Raw genomic sequence first — 21,935 nt, forward strand, 5'->3', positions numbered from 1 at the left:
GCAATGGCGGCGGGAACCCCGTTGCGGGACTTCACCATCCTCGCCTGGTCCGAAGAGTTCGAGGGGGGCCGGAAGGGGTTAAGTCCGGGTGGTCGAGAGAGAGCGCCGTCCGGCCTTGTCCTTTCCGCTCTCCTGAGGTTCCCGACATGAACATGGTATTTCCCGTGGCCAATCCGGACACGCCGCTGGCGGCTGCGCCCGCGATCCTGGCTGCGGCCAGTCTTCTGCTCCCCCATCTCGAACGAGGTGAACGCGTCGATGCTGCCACCTTGCGCAGTGCGATGGAGACGGCATTCGGTGCGTCCGATGCCACCGGCGCCTGGGACTGGAAGCTGGCCTATGAGGCCTGCGAGGTCGCTACCGTTCTCTTCCTGCGCAAATACGGACAGGCGATTTTCCGTAAAGCCGCGCCTCCGGCTGCACGGATTTCCGTGCTGGCAAAGATCGCGGCGCTGTTGCCCACGCAAACGCGCCGCTCCGACGAGAGCCAGAACTTCCAGCAATTCTCGACACCGATCCCGCTCGGCCTTGCCGCTCTGACGGCCGCAGCGATCACGCCTGATGACCGGGTTCTGGAACCATCTGCAGGCACCGGCCTTCTGGCGATCCTGGCGCAGACCATCGGCGGTTCGCTGATCCTCAATGAACTGGCCGAGATCCGCGCAGATCTTCTGTCCTCGCTCTTTCCGACCTTTGCTGTCACTCGGTTCGACGCCGCCCAGATCGACGATCATCTCGCCCCGGATGCAGTCCCGTCCGTGGTGCTGATGAATCCGCCATTTTCCGTCATGGCCAATGTCAGCGGCCGCGCCTCCGATGCAGCCTATCGCCATGTCGCCTCGGCACTGGCCCGTCTTGCCCCCGGTGGCCGGTTGGTGACGATTACCGGCGCTGGCTTTGGCCCCGAGGCGCCGGCATGGCGGGACGCGTTCATCCGTATGCAGGCCCGTGGCCGCGTGGTGTTCAGCGCGGCCGTAGATGGCGCGGTCTATGCAAGGCACGGCACCACGATCAACACGCGGCTGACCGTGATCGACAAACTGCCCGCCGACGATCCGGCGAGTTTTCCGGCCTCTCCGGGGATTGCGCCTGATGTTGCCACGCTGATCGGATGGATCGAGGCGCATGTTCCGCAGCGTATGCCGGTATCACTGCCGAAGATCGTGGTGCTAGGTTCAACCGCAGCGCCTAAGACCGTGCGAGGCTATCTCGCCCGCTCAGCCGCTACTCCCGCCAACGATCCCGAGGGCGTCGAACTTGCCTATGAGACCGTGGACTGGACGCCACCGGAAGGTGCTCGCCTGTCCGATGCGATTTATGAGGAATATGCGCTGCAATCACTGCGTATTCCCGGCGCACAGCCGCATCCGACCAAGCTGGTGCAATCCGCCGCCATGGCCTCGGTCGCTCCGCCCAAACCGTCCTACCGCCCCATGCTGCCCCCTGACATCTGCCAGCGCCTGTCGGACGCCCAGCTTGAGACGGTGATCTATGCAGGCGAAGCCCATGCCGAGCATCTCGTAGGCTCCTGGACCGTGGACGAGCATTTCGACAATGTCAGCGCTGCGCCTGAGGGTGCTGCAGGATCGATCCGCTTCCGCCGCGGCTTCATGCTCGGCGATGGAACCGGCGCAGGCAAGGGCCGCCAGTCGGCGGCCATCATTCTCGACAACTGGCTGCGCGGTCGTCGCAAGGCGATCTGGATCTCCAAATCCGACAAGCTTCTGGAAGATGCGCAGCGCGACTGGTCGGCGCTCGGCATGGAACGCCTGCTGGTCACGCCGCTGTCACGGTTCCCGCAAGGCAAGCCGATCACCCTGAGCGAAGGCGTCCTGTTTCTAACCTATGCTACGCTACGCTCCGACGACCGCGGAGAAAGGGTTTCGCGTGTCCGGCAGATCGTTGAATGGTTGGGGTCCGACTTCGATGGGGTCATCATTTTCGACGAAAGCCATTCCATGCAGAATGCCGGTGGCAGCAAGGGCGAGCGCGGCGATGTCGCCGCCTCGCAGCAGGGCAGGGCGGGATTGCGCCTTCAGCACGCGCTGCCCGATGCGCGCGTGGTCTATGTCTCGGCAACCGGGGCCACTACCGTCCACAATCTCGCCTATGCGCAGCGTCTCGGCCTCTGGGGCGGCGAAGACTTCCCCTTTGCGACCCGAGCCGAATTCGTCGAGGCAATCGAGGCCGGTGGCGTGGCAGCCATGGAAGTGCTGGCCCGTGATCTGCGATCCCTCGGCCTCTATACCGCCCGCTCACTCTCCTATGATGGTGTCGCATACGAACTGGTCGAGCATCAGCTCACCGACGAGCAGCGCCGGATTTACGATGCCTATGCGGGGGCTTTCGCCGTTATTCACAACAATCTCGACGCGGCGATGGAAGCCGCCAACATCACCGGCAGCGAAGGGACGCTGAACCGGCAGGCGAAGTCGGCGGCACGTTCGGCTTTCGAGAGCACCAAGCAGCGCTTCTTTGGCCATCTGCTGACCTCCATGAAAACCCCGACCCTGATCCGGTCCATCGATGCCGATCTGGAAGCGGGTCATGCTGCCGTCATCCAGATCGTCTCGACCGGCGAAGCCCTGATGGAACGGCGGCTTTCTGAGATCCCGACCGAGGAATGGAACGATATTTCCGTCGATGTTACGCCGAGGGAGTACGTAGGCTCGTATTTGCAGCATTCCTTCCCGGTGCAGCTCTATGAGCCCTTCTCCGATGGCGAGGGAAACCTGTCATCCCGTCCCGTTTTCCGCGATGGTCAGCCGGTTGAATGCCGCGAAGCTGTCGCCCGCCGCGATGAGCTGCTGGAGCAGCTTGGTTCGCTGCCACCTGTGCCGGGGGCGCTCGACCAGATCGTCCAGCGTTTCGGCACGGATATGGTGGCCGAGGTCACCGGGCGTTCGCGCCGGATCGTGCGCAAGGGCGAAGGGGCATCGGCACGTCTTGCGGTCGAGAACCGTGCGCCTTCTGCCAACCTTGCCGAGACGTCGGCCTTCATGGATGACCAGAAGCGCATCCTGGTCTTCTCGGATGCTGGCGGCACGGGGCGCAGCTATCACGCTGAACTTTCGGCGAAAAACCAGAGGCTGCGCGTCCATTACCTGCTGGAGCCGGGCTGGAAGGCCGATGCCGCCATTCAGGGGCTGGGCCGCACCAACCGGACCAATCAGGCGCAGCCGCCGTTGTTCCGGCCCATTGCCACGGATGTCAAAGCCGAAAAGCGCTTCCTCAGCACAATCGCCCGTCGCCTCGATACGCTGGGCGCTATCACGCGCGGTCAGCGCCAGACCGGCGGACAAGGGCTTTTCCGTCCCGAGGACAATCTGGAATCCGCCTATGCTCGCGATGCGCTGCGCCAGCTCTATCTGTTGATCGTGCGGGGCAAGGTCGAGGGTTGCTCGCTGGAGCGGTTTGAATCCGCCACCGGGCTGAAGTTGATGGACAGCAACGGTGTGAAGGACGACCTGCCGCCGATCACCACTTTCCTCAACCGCCTGCTAGCGCTGACCATCGAATTGCAGGGTATCCTGTTCTCGGCCTTCGAGCAGCTACTGCAGGCGCGGATCGACGGCGCGATTGCATCGGGCACCTATGATATGGGGCTGGAAACGCTGAAGGCCGAAAGCTTCATCGTCACCGACCGTCAGGTGATCCATACCCACCCGGGCACCGGCGCGGAAACCCGGCTGCTGACGCTGACCGAGCGCAAGCGCAATCAGCCGGTCACGCTCGATGCCGCCCTGGCGGAACTGGATGATCCATGCGCAAGATTGCTCATAAACGAGCGTTCAGGACGCGCTGCCGTCCAGATCCCGAACACCAGCGTTATGCTCGATGACGGGGAGATTGAACGACGCGTGCGGCTGATCCGGCCCATGGAGGCGATGAGCATTCCCGTGCGGGCGATGGGCGAGACCCATTGGATTGAGGCCGACCATACCGCCTTCACCGCAGCCTGGACGGCAGAACTGACAGAGGTGCCCGAGTTCACCGACAGCACCCTGCATATGGTGACTGGACTCCTGCTGCCGATCTGGAAACGCCTGCCGCAGGACTCTTCCCGTGTTTATCGGCTCCAGACTGACGAGGGCGAACGCATCATCGGTCGCCGCGTATCGCCGGCCTGGGCCGCCAATGCTTCGACCAGCGGCGTCACCAGCAGCCTGACACCGGATGCCGCCTATGCCGCACTGATCGAAGGCCGCACGATCCTCGACCTCACCGAGGGGATGCAACTGCGCCGTGCCCGGGTCATGGGTACCAACCGCATCGAGCTGACGGGCTTCACCGATGCAATGCGCGACCGGCTCCGGGCTTATGGTCTCTTCAGCGAGATCATCTCGTGGAAACTGCGCTTCTTCGTGCCGGTGGGCGCGAATGGCGCCGAGACCCTCGAAAAGCTGTTGGAGCGCTTCCCGGTCACGCGCATCGGTGAGCGGGAGGCCGCGTAGTGGCGCATCTCAACGCATCGGAACTGGCGATCCGCCTTGGCCGTGAGGCTGAGGCGGTCTGCCGCCACTACCTGTCGTCCGGTCACCGCGCCGGACGATACTGGCTGGTCGGCGATGTGCAGAACACGCCTGGACGCTCAATGTTTGTTCGCCTCACCGGCCCGGAAACCGGCAAGGGTGCCGCAGGAAAATGGACCGACATGGCGGATGGATCGCATGGCGATCTGCTCGACGTCATCCGGGAGGCGCTCGGCCTTGTCGAGTTCAGGGATGTGGCTGAGGAGGCACGCCGGTTCCTCGCCCTTCCGCATCCTGAACCGGAGAAGGCCAGATCCTCGGCTGGCAGCATATCCAGCAGGCAGCCTGGCTCGCCTGACGCGTCGCGTCGCCTGTTCGCCATGTCCCGACCGATCCAAGGCACCCTCGCGGAGACTTACCTGCGTGGGCGCGGGATCACTTCTCTCGTAGGGGCGGCCGCGCTGCGTTACCATCCCAGGTGCTATTATCGGCCTGATGAGCATGCGCCCCGGGAAATCAGGCCGGCGTTGATAGCAGCCGTCACCGATCTCAACGGCCTCCAGACCGGCGCGCATCGCACCTGGCTCGCTCCGGACGGTTCCGGCAAGGCGACAGTCGAGGCCCCGCGACGGGCGATGGGCGACCTTCTCGGCCACGGGGTCCGCTTCGGCACTGCCGGTGAGGTGCTCGCCGCGGGCGAGGGGATCGAGACCGTGTTGTCGCCCCGTCAGGTTCTGCCAGAAATGCCGATGTTGGCGGCGCTCTCTGCCGCGCATCTCGCGGCAATCCTGTTCCCGCCTGCGCTGCGTCGGCTCTATGTCATCCGGGATCGCGACCCCGCCGGGGATGGCGCACGAGACAGCCTGGTTGCCAGAGCAGCCGATCACGGGATCGAGGTGGTATCGCTTACGCCACTCGAGGGCGATTTCAACGATGATCTGCGGTTGCATGGCCTCGATGCCCTCAGGGCGGCGCTGAAGGATCAGCTTCATCCCGACGACCTGCGCCGCTTTCTGGTGGGGTGAGGGGGCGCGATCCCGGAGGCTTGGCCAGGCTTCATCCCCTTGCCGGTCACCTTCGCTCGCCATCGGCAGCTGCATCCTGCGTCGGAGAGTCCTGCACCCACGGCCTTCTTGAGAGGGCGATCGGCGCACAAGCGGGCCGGGCAGGCAATGGCGGCGGCCGACTATTTTCCGCCGGCGGGGACGAGCCCCGCCTTTGCATCGCGAAAGACAAAATAGTCGGCCTTTGCCATCAAGGCCCTCGCGGAGCGGGCGAGGGCTGCCAACCCGTCCCGCCCGTGCGCTTCGACGCCTGCGAAGGCCGCGATGGGCGCGGTCACCAGACGAAGGACGCTCCCGATGATGAAGACAACCGACACCGTAGGCGATGAGCCGGTCCACACTTCCTCCCAGACCGATCACGCCCTCACCGAACTCCAACTCTACGGCTGGCGTCCCTTCCAGGATGAACCTGATCCCCGTCCGCTGCCCGAGGGCAATACCGTTGCCGCCGCTGTCAGCGACATCTTCGACGCTCTGGTGGCGACGCTCGCTGACACCCGCCTCGAGCCCGATCTCGGAGAGCTGCTCTGGGGAACCGTCAATCTCTTCCACCGCGCCAATACCCGGGTCGAACGTGATCTCGATGACAACGAGCAGGCGCAGCGGCGCATGCAGCGCGAACAGGACGGCAGCGAGGTCAAGAGCGTCGAACTCGAGCGCCTCACCGCAGAGGGGCAGACCCTGATCGAACGGCGCGCCAGCATGGAACTCTTCCGTGATCTCGCCGCAGAGGCGTTCGAGCACCACACCGGCAGCGCCTGGCGGCCCCGCAGCGGCTCGATGGTCAACCATCGCAACCTCACCTCGGCGATGATCGACAGCCGCGACTTCCTTGCCGCGAAACGCCGGGCCGAGACCGAGGTGCTGCTGCCCGCCGGTCCCAGGGTCGCCGTCACGGGCGGCGCGGACTTCAACGACCATCGCTTGATCTGGGCGAAGCTCGATCAGGTCCATGCAAAGCACGCGGACATGGTACTGCTGCACGGCGGCTCGCCGAAGGGTGCCGAGCTGATCGCCGCCCGTTGGGCAGACAGCCGCAAGGTGCCACAGGTCGCCTTCAAGCCCGACTGGACGAAACACGCCAAGGCCGCGCCCTTCAAGCGCAACGATGCCATGCTAGACACCCTGCCCATCGGTGTCATGGTCTTCCCAGGCACGGGCATTCAGGAGAATCTTGCAGACAAGGCCCGCAAACTCGGCATCCCTGTCATGAAGTTCGACGGCGGCGCGTAAGCGCCGCCGAAGGGCGAGGTAGTTCCCTCGGCGTACGTAGCTATGCGGGACGAAGCTGCCGGTCGCACTCCGCCGGTGGCAGGGGTCTGCCGCTGGCGGGCAACGTCAATTCATGCCTTGCAAGCGAACTTCTCCTGCGTTCAAGAAGCAGGCTTTCGAGAAGATGTTCGCAGGGATGGGGTTGGGAAGGCGAAGGTCGGTGAAACCCGGCACCGATGCAGCTTCTGACGCATAAGAGCGATCAATCTGCGCAATCACGGCCAGAATGACCCCAGTGCTCCGGGTGAATGCCTGTAGCGCTTTCATCTGGTCCGAAAGCGGAGGCTTTGTTCTCCTTTGATCGAGAATTTGCAGATAATCTATCAAGGCTACAGAGCCGCTCGGTGCGCCCCGCAGATGCTGGATGATGTAGTCGGCGCAGATATCGTCCGTGGTAATGATTTCCGGAATGGTATCGGGCAGAGGGTCGGCAAGCGCGCGGAAGCGCTCCATCGCCTCTCGCTCCGTGTATTCAAGCGAAAACAATGCACTTCGACGCCCATCAAGGGCTGCATCAAGCAGAAGCCGTAGGCCGAGACGCGTCTTGCCGTGTCCTGGCCGCGCGGCGATCAGGAGCATGTCGCCATCCACAAGCTGGGGAAGTAATGCGCTGACATCGGCATCTGCAGTTACACGCGCGGCCAGCAGGCTCCATGCCGTGAATCCTTCCTCTGCAGCAATACGGGCCTGTGCCTGATGCAACGGAATATTCTCGTCTCGCGCCAACAGCTTGGCGCGGCGTTTCAACTGATAGATGGGTGCGGATAGCCGCATCACGGAACCTCCATTCCGAGCCGAAAACGCAACCCCTCCTTATGCGAACGCTCGAACAGATGGTTCGATGATCTCAGTCACCCTGCATGTACGATACTTCCCCATCTGGAGGGAGGAGGCGCGGGTCAAGCCTGACAAGGAGGCTAACCCAACGACGCAAGGCACGCAAGGCGACCGGCGGCTAAGGGATCGGCATGTCGAGGAGCGGATAAATCTATCGGTCACCAGACGAGCTTGACGCCGGACAAGAGCAGCAGGAGCGCCAGTATCCCACGCAACCAGCGGTCCGAGAGATGGCGGCTACCGATATAGGCACCGATGGTGCCGCCGACCGCGACAGCAACCAGCCACGCCGGAAGCATTGACGGGATGTGATCCCAGACGGCATAGGCCCCGACCAGTGCCGCAAAGGAATTCATGAGATTGTAGACGGCGGTGGTGGCGGCAGTCTGCCGCGCGGTGCCCCAGTTCATCGTCAGGATGATTGGCGCAAGGAACACTCCACCGCCGGTCCCCGTCGTCCCTGAGATGAACCCGATAACAGCCCCGGTTGCGAGGGCAGCCATGAAGGGAGGCGTGACCGCTGCCTCATCTCCTGTGCTTTTACCCCAGACCGCTGTGCGGGCCATCTGAAGCGCCGAGAGGATCAGAACCACGCCGACGAGCGGGAAATAGATGCGCTCGGGCAAGTGAAGGGCGCCACCCAGCATCGAAAATGGAAAGCCCAGAATGGCAAAGGGCCAGACGTTTCGCCATGACAACCTCCCGGCCCTCAGGAACATGGCAGTGCCGATAGCTGCCACCAGAAGGTTGAGGGATAGTGCGGTGGTTTTCATGGCGAGTGGGCCGAAGCCAGCCAATCCCATGATTGCGATGTAGCCCGAAGCCCCGGCTTGCCCGACCGCTGCATAGACCAATGCGGTGATCAGAAAGGCAATCGAGAGCAGAAGTGTTTCGCTGTTCAAGGTGACACCGGAAAGTTGTGGCAGCCAAAGCTATGCCGCAACGCGTCGTCATGACCAAGGGCAACAAAAGGGCTCAAACTACCGATCCCGTGGGCACCACGCTGAGCCGACCATAATCCATGTTGTCTCTGGATATGCGTCCACGCTGCGAGCGCTTGACGCCGATCCGCTTTCACGATGTTATCCATCTGCAGAACCGGCGAAACAGAATTGCTCCAGGCTGAGCCTAGCTCCCGATTGCCTGACGTAAATTCCACAATCGTTCGCTGGAGGCTTCCATGACCCTGATCTTGCTCGCGTTTGCGCTGACCATAGCGGCCTGTGTGATCGCCTATAATCTCGCAGTCTATGCCTTGCCGGTGATGGCGGGCATCTCTGCCGCACAACTTGCCTGGGGCGCAGGGGCGGGTATCCTGATATCCGGCCTCGCTGCCATCGCCACCGCCGTGCTGTCGGTTGCATTCGTGATCCTCGCTCTCGGGTTCGCGAAGAACCCGGTGTTGCGATTGTTCGCCCTTGCTCTCTTCGCTGTGCCCGCCACCATTGCAGGCTATGCGCTGGTCTATGGTATCACGAAGAACGCAGTAGATTCAGGCCTTGCCCTCAATCTGCTCGGCGGCGTCGCGGGCCTCATCATCGGCGTCTCTGCGATTGTGAACCTGAATGCTCTTGGCGAGTCCGTGTTCTCGCGCTGAGGCTTTGGCCGGGGCCGGCGCTGCCAGGAAAACCAGCGGCTTACGCCGACGGGCTCCGCGTTTTCCATAGGAACGGGCTACATGAGTCGCCGTGGGCCTGACGTTCTCTATTCCCGGTGGTCATTGCCCGTCATGGGGAACCGTCGTCGGCATGACACCCATGCAGCCAGCGGTCGATATCAGCCAATCGGTCTATCCTGTTTCGTCACGAAGGCCGCGCCATCTTCATGGCACCTTCATGCAACGCTGCTGGCCCGCGCCTCGGCCTGCGCAGGTAAAGCGGGGCGGCTCTGTACCCACTCCGATAGCCCCGGTGTCCTCGTCCCGAACCACAAGACCTTCCGGCGAGAGCGACAGGGGTGGCCGGGAAGCGGGTTGATTGACCTGTCCTCTCTTGTGCAGTTTCAGGGGGCGATGCCGATACCTGCATGGGATGTCTGTTCTGCTCTGCGTCTCCGTCGATGCTCTCTGATGCACCATTCCCTCCGCCTGACTGATCCCCTAAGTCCGTTCGGTTTCCACCAGCAACCCCGGCGGCTCCGGACCGAGTTGGCGCGTGCCGCGCCTGCCCGCACCACTCCGGGCCTTGGGGGCAAGCTGCCACGAGTGGCAGTTGCGGGAGTCTCCCGACGGCCTTGGCCGGGTCTCGTCGGAGGGATGGTCCTTCCGAGAAGCAACGGAGACTTACAATGCAGAACATCGTCATCCTCGCCGGCAACATCGGCCAAGCCCCCGAAACCATCACCACTCAGGGCGGCACCGGCATCACCCGCTTCACCCTGGCCACCTCCCGCCCCCGTTACGCGGAAGGCCGTGTGGTCCGCGACGAGAACGGCTATCGGGTCCAGGACACCGAATGGCACCGCATCACCTGCTTCAACGGCCTCGGCAAGACGGTCCAGGAGCATTGCGAGAAGGGCATGAAGCTTCTGGTGCGCGGCCGCATCCACTACACGAAATGGACCGACGCGGCTGGCGTTGACCGCTACGGCTGCGAGATCATCGCCGAAACGGTCGATTTCCTGAGCCGGGCGAAGCAGACCGAGAACGACGATGGCAAGTTCATCGACGACGATGACATCCCGTTCTGAACGGGACGCCCGGAGCCCGGCGGCGTAAGCCGCCGGGTTTTCCCGTGTTCGCGCCGCACGCCGCCGACACCTCAGCGCGAGGGGTGCCGATCATGGACGTCACCGGCCCTGGTGTACCGATCCTGCTCGTGGATACCGGGCCAACGCCTCAACTCGTCCCAACCGAATCAGTCGCTGCGCACCCAGCCGAGGATCGATAAGTGCTATGCTTCCGAGACGGTTTCTGATTGGCGTGATGAACTAAAGCGACTATTATAGTCGTAGTTCTGGAGTGCGTGCAGGTCCGGATGGGAGGTGGTCATGTATGATCACCGCTCGCCAATCACGGGCCGCGCGTGCGCTCTTGGGTTGGACGCAGGAGACGCTCGCTGACAAGGCCAGAGTATCGCTGACCGCGCTCAAGCGCCTCGAATCCGAAAACGGGCTCGAGGTGTTCGAATCCACGCGTGATGAGGTGCGCCGGGCCCTTGAGGCGGCGGGGATCGTTTTTCTGGCAACCGACAAGGGCGAGGGCGTGTTGTTGCTTCACGAAAGCCGCAGCACAAGATCGTAGCGTTACCGTCTCGGTGGCGACCGGCTCTCGTCAAAAGGAATGGCTATCTCTCGACAGAGATGGTTAACAAATGCGTGACCAGCGGTGATGAGAACGTGATGGGAAAGGCCCTGCAGGAGTTCCTGGACGAACCGCCGGCCAGTGACAGGCTCACGGCCTACGACCGGGACCACATGAAGCTCTATATGCGCCTGCTTGATGCAGAGCGGGATGGTGCTGACTGGCGCGAAGCCGTGCAGATCCTGTTCGGACTTGATCCGGAACGTGACCCTGCGCATTGCCGCTCCGTCCATGCTTCCCATCTGGCGCGCGCACGATGGATGACGGAAGAGGGCTATCGTCAGTTGGTCGCCGAGAGCCAGCGTAAGACTTTATCGTGATGCGCGCCACGCATCACCTGTCAACCTGAAGCGGACTTCCCCAGTGCAACCTTCCCGGGAATCCTGAACATCCCAAATTCCCAGTAAAACACTCGGGAGGTTGCGATGATCCCAGACGCCTCAACCTGGCGTTCTTCGGAACACTACGACCATCTGGATGCTCTGACGGCATCCGACATGGCATGGGAGTGGTTGCGCCGGAATGATGACTATGACGCCGATTTTGAAGCCGCCGCCTCTGCGCGAGGAGACCTCGACCCGCTGACCGAACAGATCCGGCAGCGGTGGGGGTTGCGATTTCCCGGTCGATCCTATGCTGCCGCCTCCAGAAGCGCCGGTTCTCTGGCTTCCGCAGGTGGATACCAGTGTCGTCGTGCTTGCCGACACCGCGGCGGAGTTCGGTGACAATCTCGGAAGTGCGCCGCTGATCGGGCGAGGGGACCTCGCACGAGACAGTATCGATGTTGCGTTCCGTTTCGCACTCGGCAACGGACAGGCCCTCCAGGTTCTTGACTGCTCCACCAGTGTCGACAGGGTTGCCGTTGCGATCATTCCCCTCAGCCTCGACGGTTTTGACCGGATCGAGGCAGTGGAGCGGCTTCTCGCTGCCCTGCATGGGCGCGCGATTCCTCCTGACACGCGAATGACACGGCAGCAGCGCGCAAGGTTGCGGCGCATGCTGCGCGCCTTTGATGGTTCCCGCGCAGGTGCCACCCAACAGGAAATCGCACAGGTGATCCTGAATTCCGGTCCGTTGGACCGGGATGAATGGCAAGCCGCCTCGGCCCGCCACAGCGTCAAGGCGTTGCTGCGTGATGCCCGATCCATGATCGCAGGCGGATATCGAAAGCTGCTGCGTCATCGTCGCCCAAACTAGCGCAGTTTCCAGCCTTGGGCGGTGGGCGATTTCGATCCCCCCCAACTTCGCCCTGCACATCACCGCTTCCTTTTCGCCACCGTGGTCGTTGCCCGCCGCTGATCCGCAGCGACCGGCTTCAACACCACGGAGGCCCGATCCATGCCCCAAGACCCTGTCCATTTGCCGCCGCGCTTTCTGCGCACAAAGGATGCCGCCAAGTTCCTGAGCCTTTCGGCCCGGACCCTGGAGAAGCACCGCACCTATGGGACGGGCCCGGCCTATCGCAAGCTCGGTGGACGCGTCGTCTATGCCATCGACGATCTGGAGGCCTGGACCGAACGCGGGGCAGTGACCTCCACCTCGGATCCGCGCGGCTCGGTACTGCCCGCCAAGCGCCATCCGCAGCTGTCCGGGCACCGGGTCCGAAGCTACGCGCGCTGAGCCACTGCAGTTTCCCATGGCAGCGCGACGCGGGTCCCGTTCCGAGCGCGGGCAGCTCGACCTCTTCAGGGCGCTGCCCGGTGACTTCGCACCCAGAGATGCACAGGATCTCATGGCCTATCCATTCTTCTCCCTCGCCAAATCCAGGCGCATCGCGCCAATCGATTTTGTCGCCGGTAACGTGACCATCCGGGTCGAGGCGGTTCCCGATCATGGCATGGCCACGATCTGGGATGCCGATATCCTGATCTGGGCGGCGAGCCAGATTGTCGAGGCGCGCGATACCGGGCTTCGGACCTCGCGGCTCATGGCCGCCACCCCCTACGAGATTCTGCGCTTCATCGGCCGCGGCACCTCGATGCGCGATTACCAGCGCCTGAGAGCGGCGCTCGACCGCCTGCAATCCACCACGGTCAGCACCACGATCCGCCAGCCCGTGGAAGGCCGACGCCATCGCTTTTCCTGGATCAACGAATGGAAGGAGCGCAGTGGCCGCGATGGCCGCGCTGATGGCATCGAGATGATCCTGCCGGACTGGTTCTATCAGGCCGTTCTGGACGATGCCCTCGTGCTGACCATTGATCCGGCCTACTTCGAGCTGACCGGGGGCCTGGAACGCTGGCTCTACCGCATCGTACGCAAACATGGTGGTCGCCAGAGAACCGGATGGCGGTTCGATTTCCGGCATCTGCATCAGAAATCCGGCAGCCTGTCGCCGTTCAAGCGCTTTTCCTTCGAACTGCGCGACATCATCCGCCGCCAGCCGCTTCCGGGATACACCCTGTCTGCCGTCACCGAGATTGGTGGCCGCGTTCTGCTGGCTTTCGAGCCGGCTGCGCCCTGTGGAAAACCTGTGAATGCCGTCGTGCCATCGGGAACCCGGAGAGACGTGCCATCAGGAACCGGGGTGACGTGCTATGGGGAACCGAAACCGGAGTTAACCCACTGTGATCAATCGAAAAATCGCGCCCTTAACTTAGAGTCTAACAAAGAGTCTAACATTGAGGGGCGTGCGGGCGATGTGGAAAAACTCATCCGCGACACCGCCAGAAGCCTCCGGATTTCTGCAAAGAAGGGCGCATCGAGCGCAGAACCGGCCCGACAACCCGCAACCGATCTGGCCCATGAAGCGCGTATCGCCGAGTGCGACGCGCCCTTTCTGCCGCTCGATCTGCCGGGCGGGGGCCGATGATCATCGCGCTCCTCAACCAGAAGGGCGGCACCGGCAAGACCACGCTGGCGCTGCACCTCGCCGGTGAACTCGCGCGGGATGGCCAGCGTGTCACCCTGATTGACGCCGATCCGCAAGGCTCCGCCCTCGACTGGTCGCAGCAACGCGCGCGAGAAGGCCACCCCCGGATCTTCGGCAACATCGGCCTGGCGCGAGATACGCTGCATCGCGAAGCCCCTGATCTGGCCCGTGGCGTCGATCATCTCGTGATCGACGGGCCACCGCGTGTCGCCGCCCTGATGCGCTCGGCGCTGCTGGCTGCCGATCTGGTGCTTATCCCGGTGCAACCGTCACCCCTCGACGGTTGGGCCTCGGCCGAGATGCTGTCTCTCCTGACGGAGGCGCGCATCTACCGGCCCCATCTCGCGGCGAAGTTCGTGCTCAACCGCTGCGGGGCGCGGACCATCATCGCCCGTGAAACGGCCGAGATGCTGGCGGACCACGATCCACCGCTGCTCGCCAGCTCCATCGGCCAGCGCGTCGTCTTCGCCGACGCCGCGCAGACCGGGCGGCTGGCCCGCGAAATCGACGACCAGTCGCCTGCTGCGCGCGAGATCGCCGCACTCGCCGCCGAGATCTTGCGCCTGGATATCCGGAGGGCTTCTTCATGACGGCGGGGTCTGACAAGCGTGGTTTCGCAATCCGCCCAGCTGATCCCGACGGCTGGATCAAGGCCAGCGATGCGCGGCCCGAGTGCGATGGTGCCGCGACGGTTTACTCCGCCCGGCTCACCGTGGACATCACGCCCGAACTGCGCGGCAGGATCAAGATCGCTGCGTTCGGGCGCGGCATCACTGTCGCCGAGATGCTGCGTGACCTGCTGGTACGCGAGTTTCCCGATGGAACGGGGGAACGCCCATGATCGCCATCGACGCGCATATGGCCGATCTGACCCGGGTGGAGCTGACCTGGATCGAAGGCCGGACCGAATTCTGGATCCGGTTCGGCCAGGAGGTTGCATCGCAGATCCTCGACCGCAATCGCCGCCATGTCTTTTTCCGTCCCGGCATGGTCTTCGCCTTGGTTCGCTGGGCGGCGAATGACTTCGGCACGATGATGTCGCGCCTCGACATCCTGCGTGCCGTGGCACCCGGCGCAACCTGCCAGACGCTGCCCTGCGTCTGCCCCGGCGGTGAGATCCTCCTGAAGATCGGCGGCTGGCCGAAGGTCGAAGCCGTCCTGCGCCACATCGACGGGATCGAGGCCGGCGGCATCGATCTGGCCGAAGTCGATCCCGATCACTGGCGTCACGTTGGCCACTGGATGAGCGCAGGGGAAGTGCCACGTCCCTACACCGCTGCGCGCCATCGCGCATGGCTGCGGCGGCGGGAGATCGCGCCGTGACCCCCATCCGCTATGTCATGGTCTCGGCGGTCTCCGTGCTTTGGATCGCCATCGCCGGACTCGTTCCGACCGTGCCAAGGCTGGTCTGGAACGCCTCCGCCAGTGTGCCGATCGGCTTCTACACCGTCGCGCCCGCCGAGCGGATCGACGGGGCCGATCTGGTCGCCGTCATGCCACCCGAACCCTTTGCCTCCTTCATGGCCGAGCGCGGCTACGTCGCCCGTGATGTGCCGCTTCTGAAGCGCGTTCTCGGCCTGCCGGGACAGCGGCTATGCCGTGACGGCCACCTCATCATTGTCGACGGCGTTCCGCTCGGCGAGGCGAGGGACCGTGACAGCCTCGGCCGCGACCTCCCGGTCTGGCAGGGCTGCCGCGTGATCGCCGAGGGGGAGGTTTTCCTGATGAACCCTGAGATCGGCGACAGCCTCGACGGTCGCTACTTCGGCCCGCTGCCTGCCTCGGCGGTGATCGGCCGGGCCACTCCGCTGTTCACCGACGAAGACGGCGATGGCCGCTTTGTCTGGCGCGCGCCGATGCGGTGATCGCGCGTCCAGAGTGGGGCGGTTGCGCCGTCGCGTGTCTTGCCCACCGCATTTGAAAGGAGCCTCCAATGCCACAGATTGGCCAGTTTACCCGCACCGCGTCAGGCTATTCCGGGCAGGTTCGCACGCTCTCGCTCGACGTCGAGCTGACCTTCGTCCCGACCGAAAATCCCGAGTCCGAGAAGGCGCCTGCTTACCGTGTCCATCTCGGCGATGAAGACGGACCCGAAGTCGGCGCGGGCTGGAAACAGACCGGCGAAAGCGCGGGGCCGTACATTTCCGTCGTCCTCGACGATCCGGTGTTCCCGCAGCCGATCCGCGCCCGGCTGTTCCAGTCGGATGAGGAAGGCCGCGACTGGAACCTGCGCTGGACCCGCGCGAAGAAGCGTGACGAGCAGGAGTGACCATGATCACGTCCTGCACCCGTCAGGTGATCGGGAGATGCGGCGGAGGCCGTCGCATCCTCCTCTTCCTTCTTTCCGGCCTGCTGACGTTCACCGCCGCAGCGCCGCAGGGTTTTGCGCAGACCGATCCGCCGTACCGTGCAGCCGCAGCACATCCGCAGGGCGCGCATATCGCCGAGGCCGCGCAGCGTTTCGGCATCCCGGCGGCCTGGATCATCGCGGTGATGCGGGTCGAGAGCGCGGGCGATCTGCGCGCGCTTTCCGCTGCCGGGGCAATGGGCCTGATGCAGGTCATGCCCGAGACCTGGGCGGAGCTGCGTATCCGTCATGGCCTCGGTGACGATCCCTATGAGCCGCGCGACAACATCCTCGCAGGCACCGCCTATCTGCGCGAGATGTGGGATCGCTACGGCAATGTCGCGGCGATGCTGGCGGCCTATAATGCCGGTCCCGGTCGCTATGACGAATACCTCTCGGACGCGCGCGTGCTTCCGGCCGAGACCCGCAGCTATGTCGCAGTGCTGACGCCGATCCTGCTCGGTGAAGACCCTGCGGCTGGTGGATCGGCTGTCGCACCACCGCCCGACTGGCGCGAGGCGGCGATCTTCGTGGCGCAGCAGATCGGTGCTTCCACTGCCGATCCCGCCGCCCTCGACCGCACGCCGGACGATGCCCCTGCGCTCCTTCCGGCAGCACCAGAAGCTCTCACTGCATTGCAGCCGGAGGGCCTCTTCGTGCCGCGCGCAGCCCATGGACCTCAGCCATGAGCCAGTTGGGCACATATCGCATGGCATCGGGCGCTGGCGTGCTGTGGAGGGGGCAGAGCGTGGCGGCAGGCACGACGACCGAAGGATGGCGAGATAAAAAGGCGCACGGTGCGCAACGGTCGGGCTGTTGTTTTTGCAGGGATTTCTGGTGCGTTCCGCACCGTGCGGCGCTGGCGCGCACCGTGCGCTTCGCCGCCACCTCTCTGATTTTATTCTCTGTTTCGCACTGTGCGGGCTTGATCCATGGCCGATGACAGCGAATTCCGTATCCGGCCCGGGCGCATTCGCTCGACCCGCGCGCAGCAGGCGCGGCCCTTTATCGCCCAGGCGCTGGCGGCCGCGCAGAAGGCTGGTGGGCGGGTTTCGCGCTCGGGCAAGGTCACCTCTGGCAACCGTTCGCGCTTTGGCCGGGGACAACGCGCCAGCATTCAGGCCAATCGCATGCTGACCGGGCGGTCGCGCAATGTCGTCATCAAGACCCGCGTCGTCCGCCATACGGCGCGCTCTGCACCTCTCGCTGCGCATCTGAACTATCTCGGACGTGACGGTGTAACCCGTGACGGGGAGAAGGCGCATCTCTTCGGCCCCGAGGGGGATGACATGGACGCTCGCGCTTTTGCGGAACGCTGCAAGGATGACCGCCACCATTTCCGCTTCATCGTCTCGCCAGAGGATGCGGTCGAGATGATCGACCTGCGCGAACATGCCCGCGAGTTGATGGCGCAGATGGAGAAGGACCTCGGCACGAAGCTCGACTGGGTCGCGGTGGATCACTGGAACACCGACAACCCGCATACCCATATCATCCTGCGCGGCCGAACGGATGACGGCCAGGACCTGGTGATCTCGCGGGATTACATCAAGGAGGGGATGCGTGCCCGCGCTCAGGATCTCGTCACGCAGGAACTTGGCCAGCGCAGCGACCTTGAGATTCACCACAACCTGGAACGGCAGGTCGAGGCGGAGCGCTGGACCCAAATCGATCGGCAGCTTGTCCGTGATGCGGGGAAATCGGGCATCGTGGACCTCGCGCCGCACGCTGACCGCCCGCAGGACGCGTTCCACACGCTGAAGGTCGGTCGGCTCCGCACCCTCGAAGTGCTCGGGGTTGCCGACCAGATCGGCCCTGCGCAATGGGCGATTAGGCCCGAGGCCGAGACGGTGCTGCGCGAACTCGGCGAGCGCGGTGACATCATCAAGCGGATGCACCGCGCCCTGACCGAACGGGGCATTGAGCGCGGCTCTGGCAGCTATGTCCTTGCCGGTGAAAGCCTCGACGTTCCCGTCATCGGCCGTCTGGTTGAGCGCGGCCTCGATGACGAGTTGAAAGGCACGGCCTATGCCGTCGTCGACGGCGTGGACGGGCGCAGTCATCACATCAGGCTTTCGCATCTGGATGCCGCCGGCGACAGCCCGCCGGGTTCCATCGTCGAGCTGCGCGCCTGGGAAGATGGGCAGGGCACGCGCCGCGTGGCGCTCGCCGTTCGTTCCGATCTCGATCTCGGCGCACAGGTCGGGGCTTCGGGCGCGACCTGGCTCGACCGGCAGGCCATCACCAAGGATCCGATTGCGCTGTCGGAGAGTGGCTTCGGCGGCGAAGTCCGTCAGGCGATGGATGACCGCGCCGAGACCCTGATCGGAGAGGGCCTGGCCGAGCGGCAGGGTGGGCGCGTCGTCTTTGCCCGTCGTCTACTGACCACCCTGCGCCAGCGCGAAGTCGATGCCCTTGGGGAAAAGCTCGCGGCCGAGACCGCCATGCCGTTCAACCGGGCCGGAAACGGGGAATATGTCTCCGGCAGCTATCGCCAGCGGTTCACGCTCGCCTCCGGTCGTTTCGCCATGATCGATGATGGCCTCGGCTTCCAGCTCGTCCCCTGGTCACCCTCTCTCGACAAACAGCTCGGTCGTCCTGTCTCCGGCGTCGCCCGCGACGATGGCGGGGTCGATTGGGACTTCGGTCGCAAGCGCGGCCTCGGCCTCTGACAGCACCCGGAAAGGAACACCGCCCATGTCCGCCACAAAAATTCTCTGGGGACAGATCTCCATCGTCTTCCTGATCATCCTCGCCACCGCTTGGGGCGCCACGCAATATGTGGCCTGGAGCCTCGGCTATCAGCCGCAGCTTGGCCCGCCCTGGTTCGAGCTCTTCGGCACGCCGATCTATTATCCGCCGGCGATCTTCTGGTGGTGGTATTTCTATGAGGCCTATGCGCCGCCGATTTTCACCAAAGGCGGCCTCATCGCCGCATCGGGTGGCTTCATCGCCATCGCCGTCGCGATCGGCATGTCGGTCTGGCGGGCGCGCGAAGCAAAGAACGTTGCAACCTACGGCTCGGCGCGCTGGGCGGAAAGGCCAGAGATCAAGGCGGCGGGCCTGCTCGATCCCGATGGTGTCGTGCTCGGCCGGTACGAGCAGGACTATCTGCGCCATGATGGGCCGGAGCATGTGCTGTGTTTCGCGCCGACCAGATCGGGCAAGGGTGTTGGTCTGGTGGTGCCCTCCCTCCTGACCTGGCCCGGCTCAGCCATCGTTCATGACATCAAGGGCGAGAACTGGCAGCTCACCTCGGGGTTCCGGGCATGCCATGGTCGCGTGTTGCTCTTCGATCCAACCAATCCGAAATCCTCTGCCTACAATCCGCTGCTCGAGGTGCGCCGCGGCGAATGGGAGGTGCGGGACGTCCAGAACATCGCCGATATCCTGGTCGATCCCGAGGGCAGCCTCGACAAACGGAACCACTGGGAGAAGACCAGTCATTCCCTGCTGGTCGGCGCGATCCTGCATGTCCTCTATGCCGAGCCCGACAAAACGCTGGCAGGCGTTGCCAACTTCCTCTCCGATCCGAAACGTCCGGTGGAGTCCACACTGCGCGCGATGATGAAGACACTGCATCTGGGCGAGGCCGGTCCGCATCCGGTCGTCGCCAGCGCGGCGCGCGAGTTGCGCAACAAATCCGAGAACGAAAGATCAGGCGTCTTGTCGACCGCCATGTCCTTCCTTGGCCTTTACCGCGATCCGGTGGTGGCTGAGGTCACGCGCCGCTGTGACTGGCGCATCAGCGATATCGTCGGCGGGGAAAAACCGGCCACCCTTTACCTCGTGGTACCGCCATCCGACATCAACCGCACCAAGCCGCTGATGCGGTTGCTTCTGAACCAGGTTGGGCGGCGGCTGACCGAGGACCTACAGGCCAATGCCGGGCGGCATCGGCTTCTGATGATGCTCGATGAGTTTCCGGCCCTCGGGCGGCTGGATTTCTTCGAGACCGCCTTGGCCTTCATGGCGGGCTATGGCCTCAAGAGCTTCCTGATCGCGCAGTCGCTGAACCAGATCGAGAAAGCCTATGGGCCGAACAATTCGATCCTCGACAACTGCCATGTGCGGGTGAGCTTTGCGACGAATGACGAACGCACCGCGAAGCGGGTCTCCGACGCCCTCGGGACCGCGACCGAGATGAAGGCGATGAAGAACTATGCCGGGCACCGGCTGTCGCCCTGGCTCGGCCATCTGATGGTGTCTCGGTCCGAGACTGCCCGCCAGTTGCTCACGCCCGGCGAGATCATGCAACTGCCCCCGAACGAAGAGATCGTCATGGTCGCGGGCATCCCGCCGATCAAGGCAAAGAAGGCGCGCTACTTCGAGGATGCGCGCTTCCGCGAGCGCCTGTTGCCGCCGCCAGCGCTGACCCATCCGGCGGATACGCGCGCCGATGACTGGACCTCGCTCCCGATCCCGGCTCCACTGGAGGGAGAAAGGGACGCTGGGGCAGGGGATGCCGAGGATGAAGATCCGACGGAATCCGAGCGCAGGCTGCAACCCGAACTCAACCGCGTGAAGCCGGTCGAGAAGAAAAAGCCCATCGAGAACGAGTTCGAGGCCGGCCTCGGCGATGATGTGGACGAGGAGGCGGTCCAGAACCGGCGCATGGTCCGCCATGTCCAGAGTATCGCCCGGCAGATCTCGATGGACCCTAATGATGGCATGGACCTCTAGAACCATGGCCAGCCGTTTAAAAAAGCGAAAGTTCACCGTCTATCTCGACCCGGAGGTCGAGAAATCCTTGGCGGAGTTTGCCGCGCGCCGGGATCGGTCGCAGTCGATGATCGCCGAGGCCGCCATCGCATCTTTCCTCTCCCCCGATGACGCTGAGCGGCGGGAGGCCATCCTCGCCAAACGCCTCGACCAGATGGATCGTCGTCTCACACGCGTCGAACGGGATATCGGCATCTCGGTCGAAACCATGGCGGTGTTCATCCGCTTCTGGCTCGCGACGACGCCGTCCTTGCCCGAACCTGCTGCGAAGGCCGCCCGCGCGAAGGTCGGTGAGCGCTATGAGGCGTTCATCACGGCCCTCGGGCGGCGGCTTGCCCAAGGGCCAACGCTCCGGCAGGAGGTCGCAGAGGATGTTGACCCGGAGGGTGACGGCTAATAGCTGGCATCAGGGTGCGGCGTCCCGAAGCCATTTCACATAGGGTTCGACGTAGCTTCCAAATCCCTGCGCTGATTTGGCGAAGGCATCATAACCGGTCGCCACGATCACGATGATTCCGCAAGCAATCAAGGCTCGCGGCAAAAATATCGCCAACACGCGTTTCCAGCCTGTCTTGTCTCTGTGACGATACTCGTGGCTGCCGAGTATCGACGCCATCATTGCTGCGACCAGCAGGGCCGTGATGAACAGAAAAAGACCAATTAACAGGACCATCACGCCCCACATTGCGCTTCCAAGCTGAGGGAAGTCTTTTGCGCGCAGTGAGAAGTCAAATGCGAAGCCGATCCCGAGAAAAGGCGCGGCCGCCAGAGCGAGTAATTGTACCCTCCATACGGCCAGCCGGTCGCTCCAATGCTCAGGGCGGTCAGGATGGTCGGTTTTGCTATCTTCTTTCCGGGTCATGTTCTGCCTCTCATGTTTTGTAATCAGGACGCAAAACGTGTCACCGATCCCGCCCGGCTGCCATATGCGATTGGCCCACCGCCGTTCTCCTGTATTTGCACGCCACGCTACGACGCCCACCGAATCTTGTTGAAACGACCTGTTTTGGGTCTCTTTTAGTCATCCCCATCCGGGGAGTGTCTCCAG

General features: G+C 63.8%; 23 protein-coding genes. 20 read left to right on the forward strand and 3 right to left on the reverse strand.

From position 1 onward, the window contains the following. Window positions 1-146 precede the first annotated feature (146 nt). The 3 genes from P73_RS04895 (at window position 147) to P73_RS04905 (ending at window position 6,769) form a co-directional block, all read left to right on the forward strand. Window positions 147-4,454 carry a strawberry notch family protein gene (locus P73_RS04895; RefSeq protein WP_043868709.1) on the forward strand — a complete coding sequence of 1,436 codons (4,308 nt, stop codon included), beginning with the start codon at window positions 147-149 and terminating at the stop codon, window positions 4,452-4,454. After that, the gene (locus tag P73_RS04900; protein ID WP_043868710.1) at window positions 4,454-5,497 is read left to right on the forward strand and encodes a DUF7146 domain-containing protein; all 1,044 of its coding nucleotides are present in this window, start codon (window positions 4,454-4,456) and stop codon (window positions 5,495-5,497) included. Before P73_RS04895 ends, P73_RS04900 begins: the two co-directional genes overlap by 1 nt. 336 nt (window positions 5,498-5,833) lie before the next feature. After that, a complete protein-coding gene (locus tag P73_RS04905) occupies window positions 5,834-6,769 on the forward strand; it encodes a DUF2493 domain-containing protein (RefSeq protein ID WP_043868711.1) in 936 nt (311 codons plus the stop codon). 105 nt (window positions 6,770-6,874) lie between these two features. Here P73_RS04905 and P73_RS04910 read toward each other — a convergent pair whose 3' ends face one another. Further along, a complete protein-coding gene (locus P73_RS04910) occupies window positions 6,875-7,582 on the reverse strand; it encodes a DNA helicase (RefSeq protein ID WP_043868712.1) in 708 nt (235 codons plus the stop codon). Between the two features lie 221 nt (window positions 7,583-7,803). Further along, on the reverse strand, window positions 7,804-8,547 hold the full coding sequence (locus P73_RS04915; RefSeq protein WP_043868713.1) for a sulfite exporter TauE/SafE family protein: 744 nt from the start codon (window positions 8,545-8,547) through the stop codon (window positions 7,804-7,806). Window positions 8,548-8,825: 278 nt separating this feature from the next. Between P73_RS04915 and P73_RS04920 the strand changes: the two genes are divergently transcribed. The 17 genes from P73_RS04920 (at window position 8,826) to P73_RS05000 (ending at window position 21,284) form a co-directional block, all read left to right on the forward strand. Continuing rightward, a complete protein-coding gene (locus P73_RS04920) occupies window positions 8,826-9,242 on the forward strand; it encodes a hypothetical protein (protein WP_043868714.1) in 417 nt (138 codons plus the stop codon). Between the two features lie 689 nt (window positions 9,243-9,931). Beyond that, window positions 9,932-10,333, forward strand: coding sequence for a single-stranded DNA-binding protein (locus tag P73_RS04930; protein ID WP_043868716.1), 402 nt, complete (start codon window positions 9,932-9,934; stop codon window positions 10,331-10,333). 304 nt (window positions 10,334-10,637) lie between these two features. Next, window positions 10,638-10,886 (forward strand): helix-turn-helix domain-containing protein, encoded by a 249-nt coding sequence (locus P73_RS04935; RefSeq protein ID WP_043868717.1) that lies wholly within the window; start codon window positions 10,638-10,640, stop codon window positions 10,884-10,886. Between the two features lie 98 nt (window positions 10,887-10,984). Next, window positions 10,985-11,266: a DNA -binding domain-containing protein gene (locus P73_RS04940; protein ID WP_043871392.1), complete on the forward strand. Its 282-nt coding sequence runs from the start codon at window positions 10,985-10,987 to the stop codon at window positions 11,264-11,266. A 177-nt stretch (window positions 11,267-11,443) separates the two neighbouring features. Beyond that, window positions 11,444-11,671, forward strand: a complete 228-nt coding sequence (locus P73_RS26395) for a transcriptional regulator domain-containing protein (RefSeq protein ID WP_420836131.1) — start codon at window positions 11,444-11,446, stop codon at window positions 11,669-11,671. After that, the gene (locus P73_RS04945; RefSeq protein WP_082033121.1) at window positions 11,580-12,143 is read left to right on the forward strand and encodes a DUF2285 domain-containing protein; all 564 of its coding nucleotides are present in this window, start codon (window positions 11,580-11,582) and stop codon (window positions 12,141-12,143) included. Before P73_RS26395 ends, P73_RS04945 begins: the two co-directional genes overlap by 92 nt. A gap of 141 nt (window positions 12,144-12,284) precedes the next feature. Then, window positions 12,285-12,566 carry a helix-turn-helix transcriptional regulator gene (locus P73_RS04950; RefSeq protein ID WP_043868718.1) on the forward strand — a complete coding sequence of 94 codons (282 nt, stop codon included), beginning with the start codon at window positions 12,285-12,287 and terminating at the stop codon, window positions 12,564-12,566. A gap of 112 nt (window positions 12,567-12,678) precedes the next feature. Beyond that, window positions 12,679-13,758: a replication initiator protein A gene (locus tag P73_RS04955; protein ID WP_043868719.1), complete on the forward strand. Its 1,080-nt coding sequence runs from the start codon at window positions 12,679-12,681 to the stop codon at window positions 13,756-13,758. Next, the gene (gene parA, locus P73_RS04960; protein WP_043868720.1) at window positions 13,755-14,408 is read left to right on the forward strand and encodes a ParA family partition ATPase; all 654 of its coding nucleotides are present in this window, start codon (window positions 13,755-13,757) and stop codon (window positions 14,406-14,408) included. The genes P73_RS04955 and parA overlap by 4 nt, the downstream gene beginning before the upstream one ends. Then, entirely contained in the window at window positions 14,405-14,659 is a 255-nt protein-coding gene (locus P73_RS04965; RefSeq protein WP_043868721.1) for a hypothetical protein, read from the forward strand. Before parA ends, P73_RS04965 begins: the two co-directional genes overlap by 4 nt. Continuing rightward, on the forward strand, window positions 14,656-15,141 hold the full coding sequence (locus P73_RS04970) for a DUF2840 domain-containing protein (protein WP_043868722.1): 486 nt from the start codon (window positions 14,656-14,658) through the stop codon (window positions 15,139-15,141). Before P73_RS04965 ends, P73_RS04970 begins: the two co-directional genes overlap by 4 nt. After that, complete coding sequence (locus P73_RS04975; protein ID WP_043868723.1) at window positions 15,138-15,683, forward strand: S26 family signal peptidase; 546 nt, start codon at window positions 15,138-15,140, stop codon at window positions 15,681-15,683. Before P73_RS04970 ends, P73_RS04975 begins: the two co-directional genes overlap by 4 nt. Before the next feature lie 68 nt (window positions 15,684-15,751). Beyond that, window positions 15,752-16,087: a DUF736 domain-containing protein gene (locus P73_RS04980; RefSeq protein WP_043868724.1), complete on the forward strand. Its 336-nt coding sequence runs from the start codon at window positions 15,752-15,754 to the stop codon at window positions 16,085-16,087. A 2-nt stretch (window positions 16,088-16,089) separates the two neighbouring features. Beyond that, the gene (locus P73_RS04985) at window positions 16,090-16,854 is read left to right on the forward strand and encodes a lytic transglycosylase domain-containing protein (protein WP_043868725.1); all 765 of its coding nucleotides are present in this window, start codon (window positions 16,090-16,092) and stop codon (window positions 16,852-16,854) included. A gap of 243 nt (window positions 16,855-17,097) precedes the next feature. After that, on the forward strand, window positions 17,098-18,837 hold the full coding sequence (locus P73_RS04990; RefSeq protein ID WP_043868726.1) for a relaxase/mobilization nuclease domain-containing protein: 1,740 nt from the start codon (window positions 17,098-17,100) through the stop codon (window positions 18,835-18,837). A 25-nt stretch (window positions 18,838-18,862) separates the two neighbouring features. Further along, complete coding sequence (locus tag P73_RS04995; RefSeq protein WP_043868727.1) at window positions 18,863-20,848, forward strand: conjugal transfer protein TraG; 1,986 nt, start codon at window positions 18,863-18,865, stop codon at window positions 20,846-20,848. Between the two features lie 4 nt (window positions 20,849-20,852). Then, complete coding sequence (locus P73_RS05000) at window positions 20,853-21,284, forward strand: ribbon-helix-helix domain-containing protein (RefSeq protein ID WP_043868728.1); 432 nt, start codon at window positions 20,853-20,855, stop codon at window positions 21,282-21,284. 9 nt (window positions 21,285-21,293) lie between these two features. Here P73_RS05000 and P73_RS05005 read toward each other — a convergent pair whose 3' ends face one another. Continuing rightward, window positions 21,294-21,749, reverse strand: coding sequence for a hypothetical protein (locus P73_RS05005; protein ID WP_043868729.1), 456 nt, complete (start codon window positions 21,747-21,749; stop codon window positions 21,294-21,296). Window positions 21,750-21,935: the final 186 nt, after the last annotated feature.

This window comes from Celeribacter indicus (genome assembly GCF_000819565.1).
Taxonomy (GTDB): domain Bacteria; phylum Pseudomonadota; class Alphaproteobacteria; order Rhodobacterales; family Rhodobacteraceae; genus Celeribacter; species Celeribacter indicus.

Bases quoted from the DNA above. Each gene is read 5' to 3' on its own strand.
- P73_RS04945 (WP_082033121.1), top strand. From the start codon at position 11,580: ATGCTGCCGCCTCCAGAAGCGCCGGTTCTCTGGCTTCCGCAGGTGGAT.
- P73_RS04920 (WP_043868714.1), top strand. From the start codon at position 8,826: ATGACCCTGATCTTGCTCGCGTTTGCGCTGACCATAGCGGCCTGTGTG.
- P73_RS04905 (WP_043868711.1), top strand. From the start codon at position 5,834: ATGATGAAGACAACCGACACCGTAGGCGATGAGCCGGTCCACACTTCC.
- P73_RS04930 (WP_043868716.1), top strand. From the start codon at position 9,932: ATGCAGAACATCGTCATCCTCGCCGGCAACATCGGCCAAGCCCCCGAA.
- P73_RS04980 (WP_043868724.1), top strand. From the start codon at position 15,752: ATGCCACAGATTGGCCAGTTTACCCGCACCGCGTCAGGCTATTCCGGG.
- P73_RS04935 (WP_043868717.1), top strand. From the start codon at position 10,638: ATGATCACCGCTCGCCAATCACGGGCCGCGCGTGCGCTCTTGGGTTGG.
- P73_RS04995 (WP_043868727.1), top strand. From the start codon at position 18,863: ATGTCCGCCACAAAAATTCTCTGGGGACAGATCTCCATCGTCTTCCTG.
- P73_RS04940 (WP_043871392.1), top strand. From the start codon at position 10,985: ATGGGAAAGGCCCTGCAGGAGTTCCTGGACGAACCGCCGGCCAGTGAC.
- P73_RS04950 (WP_043868718.1), top strand. From the start codon at position 12,285: ATGCCCCAAGACCCTGTCCATTTGCCGCCGCGCTTTCTGCGCACAAAG.
- P73_RS05000 (WP_043868728.1), top strand. From the start codon at position 20,853: ATGGCCAGCCGTTTAAAAAAGCGAAAGTTCACCGTCTATCTCGACCCG.
- P73_RS04965 (WP_043868721.1), top strand. From the start codon at position 14,405: ATGACGGCGGGGTCTGACAAGCGTGGTTTCGCAATCCGCCCAGCTGAT.
- P73_RS04970 (WP_043868722.1), top strand. From the start codon at position 14,656: ATGATCGCCATCGACGCGCATATGGCCGATCTGACCCGGGTGGAGCTG.
- P73_RS26395 (WP_420836131.1), top strand. From the start codon at position 11,444: ATGGCATGGGAGTGGTTGCGCCGGAATGATGACTATGACGCCGATTTT.
- P73_RS04955 (WP_043868719.1), top strand. From the start codon at position 12,679: ATGGCCTATCCATTCTTCTCCCTCGCCAAATCCAGGCGCATCGCGCCA.
- P73_RS04910 (WP_043868712.1), bottom strand. From the start codon at position 7,582: ATGCGGCTATCCGCACCCATCTATCAGTTGAAACGCCGCGCCAAGCTG.
- P73_RS04985 (WP_043868725.1), top strand. From the start codon at position 16,090: ATGATCACGTCCTGCACCCGTCAGGTGATCGGGAGATGCGGCGGAGGC.
- P73_RS05005 (WP_043868729.1), bottom strand. From the start codon at position 21,749: ATGACCCGGAAAGAAGATAGCAAAACCGACCATCCTGACCGCCCTGAG.
- parA (WP_043868720.1), top strand. From the start codon at position 13,755: ATGATCATCGCGCTCCTCAACCAGAAGGGCGGCACCGGCAAGACCACG.
- P73_RS04895 (WP_043868709.1), top strand. From the start codon at position 147: ATGAACATGGTATTTCCCGTGGCCAATCCGGACACGCCGCTGGCGGCT.
- P73_RS04990 (WP_043868726.1), top strand. From the start codon at position 17,098: ATGGCCGATGACAGCGAATTCCGTATCCGGCCCGGGCGCATTCGCTCG.